Origin of the sequence: Trinickia sp. EG282A, from assembly GCF_040965455.1 — a bacterium.
Taxonomy (GTDB): domain Bacteria; phylum Pseudomonadota; class Gammaproteobacteria; order Burkholderiales; family Burkholderiaceae; genus Trinickia; species Trinickia symbiotica.
Map to the genome: position 1 here is coordinate 88859 of NZ_JBFRCC010000008.1, position 16051 is coordinate 104909.

Genomic DNA, 16051 nt, shown 5'->3' on the forward strand with positions numbered 1-16051 from the left:
AGCAGGATGAGATGCACCAAGGCATCGACTTTTTGAAGATTCGCTTGCCCCTGAAGCGATCGATGCTCGAAGACGGGACTGTCCGCCTATCGATGGCTGGGCCGAACGACTTCAGAAAATGATCGAAATGTCGATCCATCCCGCGCTAGCCCTCGGCCAGGATCTGTCGAATAGCTTGCTCGAACGCGTCCGCCGGTTGTCCGCCCGTCAAGAGATAGCGACGATTGAAGATGATCGACGGCACCGACTGAATACCCATTGCTCGAAACTCTTCCTCTTCGGCGCGGACTTCATCGGCATAGTCCCCGCCTTCGAGTATGTCGCGCGCCTTCGTCGCGTCGAGCCCCACGGCTTGCGCCGCTTCGACGAGGACATTGTGGTTGCTCGGGTCCTTGCCGTCGCCGTGATAGGCCTGCAATAGGGCTTGTTTCAACGGCAATTGCTTGCCTTCGATGCCCGCCCAATAGAGGAGACGATGCCCGTCGAACGTGTTGTAGACGCGATTGCGCTCGCCGAACTTGAAGCCGACGCTCGCGCCGCGCTCGCGGATCATCGCTTGCGTCTCCGCTATCTGTTGGGGCGTGCGTCCGTATTTCTTGCCGAGATAATCGACGATGGCTTCGCCGCCCGGTCCCATATCAGGATTCAACTCGAACGGATGCATGACGACCTCGGCATCGACGGCGTCGCCGAGACGCGAGAGCGCGAGCCGAAGCGATGACAGGCCGATCGCGCACCACGGGCACGCGATGTCGGAGACGAAGTCGATTCTGAGCGGTTGGTTCATTCGATTCCCCTAGCGATTCAATCAGCGGCAGCCGCGGCCATCGCGTCGCGGACCGCTGCGCCGATTTCGAAAGAGTGTAACCGCGCGGCGTGATCGTAGATTTGTGCGGTGAGGATCAGCTCGTCGGCCTGCGTTTGCGCGATGATCGATTCGAGTCTGGCGCGAACTGTTTCCGGGCTGCCGATCGCCGCACAGGACAGCGAGTGCTTGACGCCGGCAAGTTCGAGCTCCGAGGCTTCGAGCCGATCGACGGGCGGCGGCAACTGCCCGGGCGTACCCCTTCGCAGCGCGACGAATTGCTGCTGCAACGAGGTGAAGAGCCGTGCCGCCTCGGCGTCGGTATCGGCGGCGAACAGGTTCACGCCGACTATTGCGTAGGGCTTGGCGAGCGCCGCCGAAGGACGAAACTGAGAGCGGTAGACCTCGAGTGCGGTCAGCAGATAGTCGGGCGCGAAATGCGACGCAAACGCGAACGGCATGCCGAGTGCCGCGGCGAGCTGAGCGGAAAAGAGCGACGACCCCAGCAACCAGATCGGCACGTTGAGCCCGGCGCCGGGTACCGCGCGCACGCGCTGCCCCGCGACAGGCTCGGCAAAATACCGCTGCAGTTCGACGACGTCGTCGGGGAACCGCTCGGCGCTGCCGTGCAGATCGCGACGCAGCGCGTGAGCGGTCGTCTGGTCCGTGCCCGGGGCGCGGCCGAGGCCCAGATCGATACGATCCGGATAGAGCGAGGCGAGTGTGCCGAACTGCTCCGCGATGACGAGCGGCGCGTGGTTCGGCAGCATGATGCCGCCCGAGCCGACGCGGATCGTCTTCGTGCCGCCCGCGACGTGCCCGATCACGACCGCGGTTGCCGCGCTCGCAATGCCAGGCATGTTGTGATGCTCGGCCAGCCAAAAGCGACGATAGCCCCAGCGCTCGACATGCTGGGCGAGATCGAGCGTCTGGCGAAAGGCGTCGGCCGGGGTTTTGCCGACGGGCACGGGGGAAAGGTCGAGTACCGAGAACGGGATCATCGTTGTTGGGCGCGTCACGGACGGTCCATGCAAAGTGAGCCGCGATGGAAAATCGTGGCGGGCGATGGAAAGACGAAAGAAGGTATTGTGCCAAGGCACCCGCGCGGCCGCTGGCGGCGAAAAAGAAGCCCTGAAAATCACAGGGGCTTTCAGAATAGCTCTGCTTAAACGCTACCCCGAGCTCGACAAGCCGGAACTGTGGGCGCTCGCCGCGTGACAAGCACCTGCAATGAGCGAATTTGCGTTTGCCTTGGCTGTTCTTCCTCAGCACAGACTTCAACCTATGACGGTCGCATCAGACGCAGGCGCACGGGCACTGCGCCGGAAAGACTGGGGAGGCCGCCCGAACACGCGAACAAACGCCTCGCGCATTCTCCGAAGATCGGAGAAGCCGCTTGCAACGGCAATTTGATCGATTGTGTGCCGGCTCTCTTCCAGCATGAGCCGTGCTGCCTCAAGACGCAGTCGCTCCACCGCCTTTGCTGGCGTTTGGCCCGTCTCCTGGCGAAATGCGCGGGTAAACTGCCTTGGGCTCAGCCGCGCGACCTCTGCCAAACGCTCGATTGAAAGCGGCTCCGAGAGATTTTGCCTGGCGTAGGTCAGCACGGCCTGAATGCGATCGGATTTTGGTTCGAGTTCGAGCAACGCCGAGTGCTGCGACTGTCCGCCTGTGCGTCGATGATAAACAACAAGGTTGCGCGCAACCGCTCGCGCGACGTCGGCGCCGAGATCATTTTCCACCAGTGCCAGTGCGAGATCGATGCCCGCGGTCATTCCGGCCGAGGTCCAGATCGGTCCATCAGCGATAAAAATCCGGTCGTCATCTACCGTGATGGAGGGAAAACGCGTCCGCAGATCGTGCGCGTAGTACCAATGCGTGGTCGCCCGGCGGCCGTTGAGTAATCCCGCCTCGGCAAGCACAAATGCTCCAGTGCAGATCGAAGCGGTGCGCCGTGCTGTTTCGGCGCTCCGGCGCACGTACTGCAATACGCCCGGTGGCGGCCCAACATCAGCCGGATTGCTGCCAGGAAATATGAGCGTGTCGAATACCCGATCGCCAATCGCCTCGGTCAACACGCCCAGGCCGCTCGAGGCGCGTATGCAGCCGCCTCTCTCCGAGACAGTGAACAGTTCATAGAAAGGTTTGCCCAGTTCTACGTTGGTGAACTCGAATACCGACTGCGCAGCGAGCGCCATCGAGTAGAAGCCGTCAAACACCACAAACGCAATGGTCGGCATGGCTGCCTCCTGAATCCGGCGCGTCCTGAAAACGTAGTTTATACGTCCTTTCGGCCATTTAAGCTTGACCGTATAAATATCCGTGAAGAGCACGGATCGAATTCAATTGCTCTGACGACATTCAAGCAAACCACTCATTTAAATGATTACCTAAGAGGTACCCATGAAGACAACTGGCAATACGATTTTCATTACCGGTGGCGGCTCTGGCATCGGGCGCGGCCTTGCCGAAGCTTTCCACCGACTGGGCAACCAGGTCATCATCGCCGGACGGCGCCGCGCTTCTCTCGACGAGACCATCTCAGCGAACCCCGGCATGGAGGCGATCGAACTTGACATTACCGACCCTCAAAGCATCGCGTGGGTCGCCGACGAACTCCTCGCTCGGTGGCCGTCTCTGAACGTGCTCATCAACAACGCAGGCGTCATGCACATCGACGATGTTGCGGGAGCCGTCGATGAAGCGCTACTGGCATCGACTCTCAGCACCAATCTAATGGGTCCCATCCGCATGACCGGTGCGCTTGTCGAACACCTCAAGGCGAAGGACGACGCGACCATCGTTAATGTCTCTTCCGTCCTCGCATTCGTCCCAATGGCAATGGCGGGTGTCTATTCATCGACGAAGGCCGCCATCCATTCCTACACGCAATCGCTGCGGTACAAGCTCAAGGATACGTCAGTGCGCGTGGTCGAAATTGCACCCCCCTGGGTTCAGACCGACCTGTTGAACAGCAGGAACGAACCGCGTGCCATGCCACTCGATCCGTATATCGAGCAAACGATGCGTGAACTGAGCACTGAAAAAATCGAGGCACTGGTAGAGATCGCCCGGCCGCTGCGCAACAACGTCGGTCCAAATGAGGCCGCGTTCGTCACCCAGTTCAACGACAAGTTCGCGTCCTGAGCTGCCCTGCTCTCGCATTTGGAAGAGGAGGAGACACTCGATGCCGAATGATATCGACAGGCGTCGCCGACGCTTCATGGAAACGGCAGCGGTCTTTCAGCAAAGGTCCAAAATCATGTCTCTCGAATTTTCGTCGCTACGTTCGCCCGTCCGTCTTCGTATCGTTGCGTGCGGCCTTGCGCTGCTGGCGTCTGCTGGTTTTACGTCGTCATCGATCGCCGCCAACGAGTCGTCAGCGGCCGCGTCGCAAGAGAACACGGCGATTCGTCCGTTCCATGTGCATGTCTCTGATGCGCAGCTTGCCGACCTGCGCAAACGCATCGCAGCCACGCGGTGGCCTGACAAGGAAACGGTCAATGATGATTCGCAGGGCATCCAGTCGTCGCGCGTGCAGGAACTCGTTCGGTATTGGGGTACTGGCTACAACTGGCGCAATGCCGAGGCTCAGCTCAATTCGCTACCCGAGTTCGTTACAACGATCGATGGAGTCGATATCCAGTTCATCCACGTTCGCTCGCGCCATCCCAACGCTTTGCCGATCATTCTCACTCACGGATGGCCAGGTTCGATCTTCGAGTTCATCAAGGCGATCGGTCCGCTGACCGACCCGACTGCTTACGGCGGCCGCGCGGAGGACGCGTTCGACGTCGTCATTCCGTCAATTCCTGGCTATGGCTTTTCTGGCAAGCCAACGGATCTGGGCTGGGGTCCGGACAGAACTGCGCGCGCATGGGATGTGCTGATGAAGCGGCTCGGCTATACACACTACGTTTCCCAAGGCGGCGACCACGGCTCGGTCATTTCCGATGCGCTCGCACGTCAGGCGCCGAGTCGCCTGCTGGCCATTCATCTCAACATGCCTGCAACCGTACCTGGCGATCTCATGAAATCGATCCTCGGCGGTGACCCAGCGCCCCACGACCTATCGGCTCCCGAACGCAGTGCCTACCAGTCGCTGAGTACTTTCTTCGGCCGCAATGCCGCTTACGGCGCGATGATGGTCACGCGTCCGCAGACCATTGGCTATTCGCTGTCGGATTCTCCTGCGGGCCTGGCTGCGTGGACCTATGAAAAAATTGCGCAGTGGAGCGATAGTGATGGCGTGCCCGAGCGTGTACTGTCGAGGGACGAAATCCTGAACGACATCACCCTCTACTGGCTCACGAACACGGGTGCAGCGTCTTCGCGCTTCTATTGGGAAAACAACAACAACAACTTCAGCGCTGACACGCAAAAGACGCGCGAAATCAAGGTGCCTGTGGCCATCAGCGTATTCCCACATGAGATTTACCGGGCGCCGGAAAGCTGGAGCAAACAGGCGTACCCCTCTCTGTACTACTACCACGAGGTCGACAAAGGCGGGCATTTCGCCGCTTGGGAACAGCCACAGCGCTTTGTTGAAGAGCTTCGTGCAGCGTTCAGGCCAGTACGACAATCACTTTAAAGAGATTAAAGAGATCTCCCCACCCAGCGCCGCTTTAAGCGGAGTGCTCAGATTGGCGATAGCGCGAGGACGCAGGCCGTAACGCGCGTTACTCGCCGAACAAACTACCGGCAGAGATTCCTGGTCGCGGGTAAGCATGCAATCGAAGAATGAATATCCCGTTTAAGTCGCATAAACGTAGCTTAATTTCAGGTAGACACACGTATGTCAAACGATATCTCATCCCATACTCCATCTCGACGCCGCTTCATCGGGGCGGCGGCTGCAACCGTTGTTGCCGCCCCACTGAGCCGGATCGCTTTCTCAGAAGAGAATCAGGCTATAACGAACGTTGCGCGAGCGGCGCACGGTGATGACAGTGCGCTTCGTCCACTCCGCGTGCATGCGCCGGAATCGCAGCTTGTCGATTTGCGGCGGCGAATCAGATCAACCAGGTGGCCTGAGCGGGAAACGGTGGCCGACGCATCGCAAGGTGTTCGACTCGAGACCATGCAGAAACTCGCCCGTTACTGGGCGACCGATTACGACTGGCGAAAAGTCGAAGCGAGGTTAAACGCCTTGCCTCAATTCGTGACTGAGATCGACGGGCTCGACGTTCATTTCATCCACGTACGATCGAAGCATCCGAATGCGTTGCCCGTCATCATTACGCACGGATGGCCGGGATCGATCATCGAGCAGTTGAAGATCATCGATCCGCTGACCAACCCGACAGCCCATGGCGGGAAGGCGTCGGACGCTTTCCATGTCGTGATTCCGTCGCTGCCGGGCTACGGATTCTCAGGCAAGCCGACCGTGACGGGCTGGGATCCTGCTCGCATTGCACGCGCCTGGATCGTTCTGATGAGGCGCCTCGGCTACGCGCGATACGTCGCGCAAGGAGGCGATTGGGGCAATGCCGTCACGGAGCAGATGGCATTGTTGGCGCCGCCTGAATTGCTCGGCATTCACACCAACATGCCCGCTACCGTACCCGATAACGTTGCTGAGGCACTCAAAGTGGGGGCGCCCGCACCGTCGGGGCTTTCCGCCGCAGAGCACCACGCGTTCGATCAACTCGACTATTTCTATAAACATGGTCTGGGCTACGCGCTGGAGATGGCGAACCGGCCACAAACGCTGTATGGAATCGAAGATTCGCCGGTCGGCCTGGCCGCCTGGATGCTCGACCACGACGCCAGCAGTCAGGCGCTCATCGCACGCGTCTTCGATGGGCAACCTGAAGGTCTTTCACGAGATGACATCCTCGACAACGTCACGCTTTATTGGCTCACGAACACGGCAACCTCGTCCGCCCGGCTGTATTGGGAAAACAAGCTCAACTTCTTCGAGCCGAAGCACGTCGCTATTCCGGTGGCCGTCAGCGTCTTTCCGGATGAGATCTACGCTGCCCCGCAGGGCTGGACAGAGAGGGCCTATCCGAAACTGATTCACTACAACCGTCTGCCCAAAGGCGGACACTTTGCAGCATGGGAGCAGCCGCAAGCTTTCTCGGAAGAGGTTCGTGCGAGCTTTCGGTCGCTACGCTGAACGCAGAGGTGCAGACCACACGGTGCCAACGCCAACGCCGATACGTCGCTGGCGGAGCTCGATGCACGTCTTGTTGCGGAAGGGGCGAATCTCACCGTTCTCGAGATGAGATCCGCAGGAGATCTGTTGTTCCGTCAGCAAGATGATGGCGTTTGGCTAGCGAGCCCGGTTCAGGTCTACCTCGATCTCTTGCGGGCCGAGGGGCGCGCCAAGGAAATGGCTGAACACCTGCGCAAAGAAAGGATTGGCTTCTGATGACCAAGCCCACGGCACTCGATGGCTATAGCGATCAATATACGCGGGATTGCGAACGCGTTCTCGTAACGCTGCTGCGCGGGCTTGGGCCTTGGAAAGAGTCGGTTTACCTCGTCGGCGGTCACGCGCTTGACGACCGCCCGGTTCACTGGCGGGACCCACTAGGACCGCGAGATCGATTCGATCTTCCACCATGTCTCGCGCGAACTCCGAACGAACGAGACATGCCGGCGATCGATCGACCGCGCGGGCTCCAAAGATCACCCGGCATGCCGGATGTGACCTCTACGGTGCATCCGATGCAGCTGATCGTAATCGCCGGAGATATCCTTGTTCGTGTAGTCCCCCATCAGCCAAGCTGCGACCAGACTGAATATCGCGCAGATGAGGATATAACCCGCGATCGCGTAACCCGAATGCGAGTAAGCGAAAATCGCGGTGGCGATGAGCGGCGCCGGGCCGCCCGCGATGACCGAGGCGAGTTGATAACCCATCGACGCCCCGCTGTACCTCAGGCGCCCCGTGAACGACTCAGCGATCAGCGCCGCTTGCGGACCGTACATCATCGAGTGCGGCACGAGCGACAACACGATGGCGAGGAAGATCCAGCCGGGGCTTTTCGTTCCCATCAGCGCGAAGTAGATGAAGCCGAATATGCCGACAGCGGCCGCGCCGATCATGTACATGCGGCGCCGCCCGATCACGTCGGACGCATGACCGAAGAACGGTATCGTGAAAAACTCCACGACCGAGGCGGTCAATACCGCGGTCAGTAGCAGATTGCGCGATGCACCAAGCGTCGAGATGCCGTACGTGAAGACAAAGGCCGTATAGATATAGAAGGGCGCCTGCTCGGCCATGCGAGCGAAGGCCGAGAGGAGCACATCCCTTGGTTGGCGCCGCAAGACCTCGAGCATCGGTGTCTTCTCGATGCGCTGCTCAGCCAGCAGCCGCCTGAAGACCGGCGTTTCGAGAATATTGAGCCGTATGTAAAGGCCGATGGCGACGAGCACGATGCTGAGAATGAATGGCACTCTCCAGCCCCAGGTGACGAAGCTTTTTCCCGAAATCGTACTGACGACGAGGACGGCGAGATTGGCCAGGAACAGTCCCGCCGGCACGCCGAACTGAGGCCAGGAGGCGGCGAAGCCGCGATGCGCGCTGGTCCGCGTCCATTCCATCGACATCAATACCGAGCCGCCCCATTCTCCGCCGACGCCGACACCTTGAATAAAGCGCAGAGCCGTGAGGATGACGGCGCCCCAGATGCCGATGGAGGCGTAAGTCGGGACGAACGCCACAGCGAACGTGGCGAGGCCCATCAACAGCAGCGTGACGATCAGCGTGGCCTTGCGGCCGATGCGATCACCGTAGTGTCCGAAAATCGCCGCTCCGACGGGCCGTGCTACGAAGCCGACCGCATAGATCAGAAACGCCTCCAATGTCCCGACGAGCGGGTCCGATTTCGGAAAATAGAGCTTCGCGAAAATGAGGCCGGTGACCGTGCTGTAGAGGAAAAAGTCATACCACTCAATGGTGGTGCCGACGGTGCTGGCGATGACGGCGCGGCGCAATTGACGCCGGGCGTCGTCATCGGAAAGGGGCGCACCCCCGGGTTGCGAGGTAGCCATATTGGATCTCCGACGACGATAGTCGTAAATCCAATATAGGCGATTTGCATAGTGACGACTGGCGCCGGCACCGTCGAGAGGTTCCGCGTTTGCCCTTATACGAGAAGACCTTTGAGCTTTACCTCGCTATTTGCGACGTACTTCCGGCGCCACAGCTATGCCCTGCACATACGTGCAAACCCCATTTATCTGACGAAGCTCCGGGCCGGCCCGAATCCATGACGTCAGACCTCGATGAGAATTCGTCCGCCCTCGACCTTCGCCGGGTAGGTCTTGAGCTTCTCGCACACCGGCGCGCAGAGCGGGCGGCCGTCGCGCACGTCGAAACGGCCGTTGTGCTTCGGGCATTCGATCACGTGCCCCATCACGAATCCGTCGCTCAGGTGCGCGTGCTCATGTGTGCAAAGTCCGTCGCTGGCGTAGACGTCGCCGTCGACTCGATAAATGGCATACGTGCGGCCCGCATAATCAAAGCGCATGACATCTTCGTCTTCGATGTCGCCCAACGCCGCCGCGTCGATCCACTGCGTCATGTTTCATCTCCTCCCCGAGCTTTCAGCCCAGGTGATGTCGTCGTCGCTTCAGGCCTGCGCGGCAGTGCGCGGAGCGCCTGGCACAGGTCGTTTTACGTGGTATGAAGGATCCCGCGTCTGCCGGATCAGCGCCGGAATGATCTCCGCGTAGGCCGCGAGCGTGCTGCCATAGCGTGGGGGCATGTCCGCTTTCACCACCTCGTGCAACCGCGGCAGTGCGTGGAACGGAACCATCGGAAACATATGATGTTCGACGTGATAGTTCATGTTCCAGTAGAGAAACCGGAACAGCGGATTCATCATCACCGTCCTGCAGTTGAGGCGATGATCGAGCACGTTTTCGGGCATGCCGGCATGCTGGGTCAGGCCGAAGTACAGATAGAGCCAGGCGCCGTAGAGGCTCGGCAACCCGATATAAAGGAGCGGAAGAAAGGTACGGAAGTAGCCGCACGCGGCGATAACTACGGCATGGATCGCAACGGTAATCCGCGCTTCCCGGATGACTTTCGGCCATTCCGACTCAGGCACGTAGGTCCGGGCCTCGTCGTCGATTCGACCGAATGCGGCGGCCAGCATCTTCGGCAACTCGTTCGAGACGTGCTTCAGCGCCACGACGTTGAGCGCAATCCCGAGCCAGTCCGTTGGCCGAGGCGATGCGATCTCAGGATCGCGGCCCACGACGAGCGTGTCCGTATGATGGCGCGCATGACTCCAGCGCCAGACCGTTGCGCGACGAAAAATCTGAAACGAGGCGACTTGATAGAGCGCGTCGTTCATCCACCTCGTCTTGAACGCGGTACCGTGCCCGGACTCATGCCAGCGTGAATCGGCGGGACCGCAATACAGCGTGCCGTAGAGGAAGAATGCCGGAATCGCCCAAAGCGAATGGGCATGCCACGCGAACCAGGCCAGCACGCCACTGAAGACGATGGCCGCATACCAGATCACCGTGTCGCGTATCGCGGCCGCATCGCTGCGCTGCATCAACTGCTTCATGAGGGGACGCGGAACGGCGCACTTGTACCACTCGGCGTTGACGAGGCCGGCGGCTCGCGCGCGTTCGCCTGCCCCGCCGATGAGCCGGTAGGCCGCGTATCGCGACGCGGAGGAAGCCGTGCGTGAGCGAGTCTCCGTATCAGGCACCCGTGTCTCCTTGATTTGTTTGAATTGCTTGTTCTTGCTGTCCGAACGTGTGATCAAGTTAGGCGAGAAGCGCTGGTCGCTCAACCCGAATATTGACGAGATTTCGTCAAAGCTCTACGTTACGACTTCGGCGCAGATCACAGCATCAGCGGAGGAGAAGCGGTGTCGGAAGCAGGTCAGCCCAAATGGAGAAAGCGGACCGCACGCTTCGTCGAGATCGCCGAGCTTGCGGGCGTCAGCACGACGACGGTCGACCGCGTGTTGAACGAGCGCGGCAGCGTGTCGCCCAAGACGCGCGAACGCGTCGTCGCGGCCGCGCGAAAGCTCGCGTTGCCGCGCCTTTTGCCCGACACGCATCACGGCCTGATCCATATCGACGTGCTCGTGCCCGATAGCAATGCGCCGTTTTTTGCCCGCCTGCGTCAGGCGCTACAGCGCTCTATCCAGATGCTCGACAAGCGAGTCGTCGTGCACGTCGTGCCGATGTCGGGCGCGGATGAAGAGCGAATTCCGGAGATCGTCGGCCGCTCGCGCTACCGGCGCGCGGCACTCGTCGTGACCGCGCGCGATACGCCGCGTGTGCGCGACGCGCTGGCGGCGGCGATCGCGCGCGGCGAAGCGGTCGTCACGATGGTGACCGATATCGCGGGTATCGACAGGGCCCACTATGCGGGTATCGACAACCTGCGCGCCGGCCGCACCGCCGGGTACTTCGTGGGGCGTCTCGCCAAGCAGCCGGGCAGGGTCTTGTTACTGCCGGCGCGTATGGACTATCGGGCCCATATCGATCGCATCGAAGGGTGCCGCATGGAGCTCGCCGAGCGCTTCGCGCACCTCACTTGCGAGGTCGAGCCCACCGAGACGCGCGATGAGGATGACCAATGCTATCGAGCGGTCAGCGCCGCGCTCAAGCGCGGAGAGCTCGTCGCGATCTACAACACAGGCTACGGCTCAGCGGGGATCGAAGCGGCGCTGCGCGGATTCGGCGGCGCGGGAAAGGTGGTGTGGGTCGGGCATGAAATGCTCGACCGGCATCGCGACTACATCGAGGCCGGCCTCATGGATATCGCGATCGATCAGGACCCGGACGGGCAGGTGATATCGGCCCTGCAGCACGTTCTGTACGCGTGCCGCGTGGTCGACGAAGCCCCGCCCGCCCAGCCCGTCGAATTCCGCTTATTCTGCCCGGCTAACGTCAGGGCCAGTCCTTATCTGCAGTGCTGAGCGATTGCCGCCGAACGTTCGAGCGAATTACCCTCGCAGCACGCGCGCATGATGCACGATGTGATCCGCGATGAACGTCTGGATGAAGAAATACCCGTGATCGTAGCCCTCGTGACGACGCAGCGTGAGCGGCTGTCCCGCTCCCCGGCAGGCTGCTTCGAACACGTCCGGATAGAGCTCGCGTTCGAGAAACGGGTCCGCCAGCCCCTGATCGACAAGGATTCCCTGATCGAAGCGCCGCGAGGCATGCGCGACGAGCTCGCTCGCGTCGTACGCTTTCCATGCTTCGCGGTCGGCGCCGAGATAGCCGCTGAACGCCTTTTCGCCCCAGGGGCAGCGCATTGGCGCGGCGATCGGCGCGAACGCCGATACCGATCGATAGAGGTCAGGATTGCGCAGCGCCAGCATCAGCGCCCCGTGTCCACCCATCGAGTGGCCGAAGATGCCGACCCGTGCTCCGTCGATGGGCAGGTTCGACGTGACCACGTCGCGCAGTTCGTCGCGCACGTACGTGTACATCCGATAGTGCTTCGACCACGGCGCCTGGGTCGCATCGACATAGAAGCCGGCGCCCACCCCGAAATCCCACGAATCCGTTTCGCCCGGCACGCCGGCGCCGCGCGGGCTCGTGTCCGGCGAAATGAGCGCGAGCCCGAGCTCGGCGGCGAAGCGTTGCGCGCCGGCCTTGATCGGAAACGTCTCATCGGTGCACGTGAGACCCGCCAGGTAGAACAATCCGGGCACGCGTCCTGCGCTAGCCTGCGGCGGCAGGAATACCGAAAAGCGCATCGGCAGGCCGATCGCCGCCGAATTGTGCCGGTACATCCTTTGCACGCCGCCGTGGCAGGCATGTTCCTCAACCAGATCCAACATCGCTTGCCTCCTTCGCCAGCTTCAATAGAGCACCACGGAACGGATCGATTCCCCTTGCTTCATGAGGTCGAACCCTTCGTTGATCTTCTCGAGCGGCAGCGTGTGCGTGATGAGGTCGTCGATGTTGATTTTGCCTTCCATGTACCAGTCGACGATCTTCGGCACATCGGTGCGGCCGCGCGCGCCGCCGAATGCCGAGCCTTTCCATTGCCGGCCCGTCACGAGCTGGAACGGCCGCGTGCTGATCTCTTCGCCGGCCGCCGCCACGCCGATGATGAACGACTGGCCCCAGCCCTTGTGCGTGCACTCGAGCGCCTGGCGCATCACCTTGGTGTTGCCGATGCATTCGAACGAGTAGTCCGCGCCGCCATCGGTCAGCTGAACGATATGGTCGACGATGTTCTCGACCTCGTTCGGATTGATGAAATGCGTCATGCCGAACTTCTTCGCAAGCTCGACGCGCTTAGGGTTGATATCGACGCCGATGATTTTGTCCGCGCCGACCATCTTCGCGCCTTGGATCACGTTGAGCCCGATGCCGCCGAGGCCGAAGACGACGACGTTCGAGCCCGCCTCGACCTTCGCCGAGTAGACGACGGCGCCCACGCCCGTGGTGACGCCGCAGCCGATATAGCAGACCTTGTCGAACGGGGCATCCTCGCGGATCTTCGCGACCGCGATTTCGGGCACGACGATGTAGTTCGAGAACGTCGAGGTGCCCATGTAGTGGAAGAGCGGTTTGCCGTCGAGCGAGAAGCGCGAAGTCGCATCGGGCATCAGGCCTTTGCCCTGAGTCGCGCGGATCGCCTGACAGAGATTCGTCTTGCGCGAGAGGCAGAACTTGCACTGGCGGCACTCGGGCGTATAAAGGGGAATGACGTGGTCGCCTTTTTTGAGCGTGCCGACGCCCGGCCCGATATCGACGACGATGCCCGCGCCTTCGTGGCCGAGAATCGCCGGGAAGAGGCCTTCCGGATCAGCGCCCGATAGCGTGTAGTAGTCGGTGTGGCAAATGCCCGTTGCCTTGACCTCGATCAGCACTTCCCCGGCGCGCGGGCCTTCGAGCTCGACTTCCTCGATCGTCAGCGGAGCGCCCGCCTTCCATGCGACGGCTGCTTTCGTCTTCATCCTCTTATATCCTCGATTGATCGGTTGCCAGGCCCCCTCGAGGGGGGCGATTACGATAACTGATTTACTGCCGGTTGCCAAAGTTTCGTCAATGGGGTGTCACGGCGGTCAGCGCATCATCGACGAGCTTGACGACTGCCGCTTGCTCCCTTTCCGGCGCGAATAGGGGCGCTCGCTTGGCACATTGTCGTTCCAGCTCCGTCAGAAACGCTCGATCGCGGCTCGCTCGATCGAGCAGGCGCGCTAGTTCTTCATGATCGCCCAACGTGAAGTATCCGCTGTAATCGCGGCCGAGCATGCCGACGTTGCCTGGAATGCGGCTCGCGAGGACGGGCACGCCCGCATTCACGGCCTCGATGATCACGTTGGCGCCGCCTTCCATGACGCTTGCGACGACCAGCGCGCGCGCGGCGGCGATATGCCGTAGCGTCGCGCCGTGGGGCTGCTCGGCGAGCCAGACGTATCGCGGCGTCCCAGGCCAGGCCCGCGCTTGCAACGCCTCGGCCGCGAGCCGATATTCGTCGGCGAGCGCGCGGCCGATCTGAATCAGCCGCACGGACGAATCGTCGGGCAGGCAATCCAGCGCACGCATGGGCGTCAGCGGATCTTTCTCGGCGCGCATATGGCCTACCATGACGACGTCGAAAGTCCGGCGTTTGCGCGCCGCTGGCGGGTGCGTCTTAGGCGCGGGCGCGGACTGATAGATGACGCGGCACTTGACTCGATGAGGCGAGGCAAGTTCGGTCAAGCCTTCATGCTGCAGTACGACGAGATGCGTGGCAAGATCGAGCGAGCGGCGGGCCGATTCGTCGGAGCGAATGTCGCGGTAGAGATCGGTGCCTGTCAGCACGACGACGAGCGGACGATCCGGGCAGGCCTCGGCGAACGCGGCGATGGAGGAGGCCGAGCGCCGCGCATGCAAGGCGATCAGACAGTCGGGCGGCGGCTTGTGAGCGTGCTCGGTCGGCGGCCATTCCGCCGTGAGTGAAATTCGATAAGCAGTGCCGAGAAACTTCGACCATCGGTGCGCCGTCTGCCAGTTGCCATTGTTGGCACTGCGCAACGCCGGGCTGACGATGGCGACTTCGGCGACTGGAGAACTCATGACTTTACGAGTCGATGGCATCGCGGCAAGGAAGCTGAACAAATCGCAACTGGACGCGGCGTTCGTCGACGCTCACTGGTCGACCTGGGCCGTCCTGCAGGATCTTACGCCTGCGCAGCTGCAGGTTCCCTACGACCGCGGCATCAACCCACCACTATGGGAGTATGCGCATATTGCCTGGTTCACTGAACATTGGGTACTGCGCGATCCCCGGCGCGGCCCCGATGGCCGATTTGCGGCCACCCGTCCGTCCATACTCGAGCACGCCGACCGCTGGTACGACTCGATGCGCGTTGCGCACCGCGACCGCTGGCACCTGGACCTGCCGTCGCAGGCGGAGGTTCTCGAGTACGCGGATACGGTGCTCGAGCGTGTGCGAGGCGCGCTTGCCGCGGCCGCGGAGACGGACGAGGCTCTCTATTATTTTCGGCTTGCCCTGTACCACGAGGACATGCACGCGGAAGCCCTGACCTATATGCGGCAGACGCTCGACTATGCACCGCATAAGCCTCTCGCTCTGGCGACGCTCGATGATGACGTCGCCGCGGGCATGCGCGAGGTCGCTATCGGCGGCGGGGTGTTCGAGATGGGCGGCGCGAGCGAGGAAGGGTTCGTTTTCGATAACGAGAAATGGCGGCATCCGGTCGAGATTGCGCCGGCGCATATCGATCGTCAATGCGTGAGCAACGCCGAATTCGCCGAGTTCGTCGAGGCAAACGGCTATCGCGACGAGCGCTGGTGGTCCGAAGACGGCAAGGCGTGGCTGAAAGACACGGGGCTCAAGAGGCCGTTGCGATGGCGCGAATCGGAAGGCGACGCTACCGGGCATTGGGAGCACCGTTGGTTCGGGCAATGGGAGCCGCTTCCGCTTTCGCTTCCGGTCTGCCACGTCAACGCGTACGAAGCGGAAGCGTTTTGCCGCTGGCGCGGCCGCCGTCTGCCCACCGAAGCGGAATGGGAGTATGCCGCCTGCAATGGAGCCATCGAGTGGGGCGAGTCCGTCTGGGAATGGATGGCCGACAGCTTCGAGCCGTATGCGGGCTTTTCGGCGGATCCGTACGACGCGTATTCGGAACCTTGGTTTCATACGCATCGCAGCGCACGCGGCGCGTCGTTCGCCACGCGCGATCGGATGCGCCATCCTCGCTATCGAAATTTCTATCTGCCGCACCGCAATGACATTTTCGTGGGATTCCGGTCTTGTCGTTGATCGACGGCTGGCGGCTCGGGTCG

16 protein-coding genes are annotated in these 16051 nt (G+C 61.5%); 7 read left to right on the forward strand and 9 right to left on the reverse strand.

The window, feature by feature from the left end; translation table 11 throughout:
* Positions 1-145: 145 nt before the first annotated feature.
* Both AB4Y31_RS29020 and AB4Y31_RS29025 read right to left on the reverse strand, forming a co-directional pair.
* Entirely contained in the window at positions 146-787 is a 642-nt protein-coding gene (locus AB4Y31_RS29020; protein WP_368677003.1) for a DsbA family oxidoreductase, read from the reverse strand.
* Between the two features lie 17 nt (positions 788-804).
* The gene (locus AB4Y31_RS29025; RefSeq protein ID WP_368677058.1) at positions 805-1806 is read right to left on the reverse strand and encodes an LLM class flavin-dependent oxidoreductase; all 1002 of its coding nucleotides are present in this window, start codon (positions 1804-1806) and stop codon (positions 805-807) included.
* Positions 1807-1870: 64 nt separating this feature from the next.
* On the opposite strand from AB4Y31_RS29025, the gene AB4Y31_RS29030 reads away from it, so the two are divergent.
* Positions 1871-2023 carry a hypothetical protein gene (locus AB4Y31_RS29030; RefSeq protein WP_368677004.1) on the forward strand — a complete coding sequence of 51 codons (153 nt, stop codon included), beginning with the start codon at positions 1871-1873 and terminating at the stop codon, positions 2021-2023.
* Positions 2024-2082: 59 nt separating this feature from the next.
* Here the strand turns inward: AB4Y31_RS29030 and AB4Y31_RS29035 are convergent, their stop codons facing one another.
* Positions 2083-3045, reverse strand: coding sequence for a GlxA family transcriptional regulator (locus AB4Y31_RS29035; RefSeq protein WP_368677005.1), 963 nt, complete (start codon positions 3043-3045; stop codon positions 2083-2085).
* Positions 3046-3208: 163 nt separating this feature from the next.
* On the opposite strand from AB4Y31_RS29035, the gene AB4Y31_RS29040 reads away from it, so the two are divergent.
* The 4 genes from AB4Y31_RS29040 to AB4Y31_RS29055 all read left to right on the forward strand — a co-directional run bounded on the left by AB4Y31_RS29040 (position 3209) and on the right by AB4Y31_RS29055 (position 7181).
* Positions 3209-3952 (forward strand): SDR family oxidoreductase, encoded by a 744-nt coding sequence (locus AB4Y31_RS29040; RefSeq protein WP_368677006.1) that lies wholly within the window; start codon positions 3209-3211, stop codon positions 3950-3952.
* 115 nt (positions 3953-4067) lie between these two features.
* Entirely contained in the window at positions 4068-5396 is a 1329-nt protein-coding gene (locus tag AB4Y31_RS29045) for an epoxide hydrolase family protein (protein WP_368677059.1), read from the forward strand.
* A 204-nt stretch (positions 5397-5600) separates the two neighbouring features.
* Positions 5601-6926, forward strand: coding sequence for an epoxide hydrolase family protein (locus AB4Y31_RS29050; RefSeq protein ID WP_368677007.1), 1326 nt, complete (start codon positions 5601-5603; stop codon positions 6924-6926).
* Between the two features lie 126 nt (positions 6927-7052).
* On the forward strand, positions 7053-7181 hold the full coding sequence (locus AB4Y31_RS29055) for a hypothetical protein (RefSeq protein ID WP_368677008.1): 129 nt from the start codon (positions 7053-7055) through the stop codon (positions 7179-7181).
* A 260-nt stretch (positions 7182-7441) separates the two neighbouring features.
* Here AB4Y31_RS29055 and AB4Y31_RS29060 read toward each other — a convergent pair whose 3' ends face one another.
* The 3 genes from AB4Y31_RS29060 to AB4Y31_RS29070 form a co-directional block, all read right to left on the reverse strand.
* Complete coding sequence (locus AB4Y31_RS29060) at positions 7442-8812, reverse strand: MFS transporter (RefSeq protein ID WP_018442238.1); 1371 nt, start codon at positions 8810-8812, stop codon at positions 7442-7444.
* A gap of 224 nt (positions 8813-9036) precedes the next feature.
* Entirely contained in the window at positions 9037-9345 is a 309-nt protein-coding gene (locus AB4Y31_RS29065) for a non-heme iron oxygenase ferredoxin subunit (protein WP_368677009.1), read from the reverse strand.
* A 48-nt stretch (positions 9346-9393) separates the two neighbouring features.
* On the reverse strand, positions 9394-10488 hold the full coding sequence (locus AB4Y31_RS29070) for a fatty acid desaturase family protein (protein ID WP_368677010.1): 1095 nt from the start codon (positions 10486-10488) through the stop codon (positions 9394-9396).
* A gap of 162 nt (positions 10489-10650) precedes the next feature.
* Here AB4Y31_RS29070 and AB4Y31_RS29075 point away from each other — a divergent pair, with 162 nt between their 5' ends.
* Positions 10651-11712 carry a LacI family DNA-binding transcriptional regulator gene (locus AB4Y31_RS29075; RefSeq protein WP_368677011.1) on the forward strand — a complete coding sequence of 354 codons (1062 nt, stop codon included), beginning with the start codon at positions 10651-10653 and terminating at the stop codon, positions 11710-11712.
* A gap of 27 nt (positions 11713-11739) precedes the next feature.
* Here AB4Y31_RS29075 and fghA read toward each other — a convergent pair whose 3' ends face one another.
* From fghA to senB, 3 genes are all read right to left on the reverse strand, one after another.
* Entirely contained in the window at positions 11740-12585 is an 846-nt protein-coding gene (gene fghA, locus AB4Y31_RS29080; protein WP_368677012.1) for an S-formylglutathione hydrolase, read from the reverse strand.
* A gap of 21 nt (positions 12586-12606) precedes the next feature.
* Positions 12607-13713: an S-(hydroxymethyl)glutathione dehydrogenase/class III alcohol dehydrogenase gene (locus AB4Y31_RS29085; protein ID WP_368677013.1), complete on the reverse strand. Its 1107-nt coding sequence runs from the start codon at positions 13711-13713 to the stop codon at positions 12607-12609.
* Between the two features lie 88 nt (positions 13714-13801).
* Positions 13802-14818 carry a selenoneine biosynthesis selenosugar synthase SenB gene (gene senB, locus AB4Y31_RS29090; protein ID WP_368677014.1) on the reverse strand — a complete coding sequence of 339 codons (1017 nt, stop codon included), beginning with the start codon at positions 14816-14818 and terminating at the stop codon, positions 13802-13804.
* On the opposite strand from senB, the gene senA reads away from it, so the two are divergent.
* Entirely contained in the window at positions 14817-16028 is a 1212-nt protein-coding gene (gene senA / locus AB4Y31_RS29095) for a selenoneine synthase SenA (protein ID WP_368677015.1), read from the forward strand. The two genes, senB and senA, sit on opposite strands and share 2 nt — an antisense overlap.
* The last annotated feature ends 23 nt before the right edge of the window (positions 16029-16051 follow it).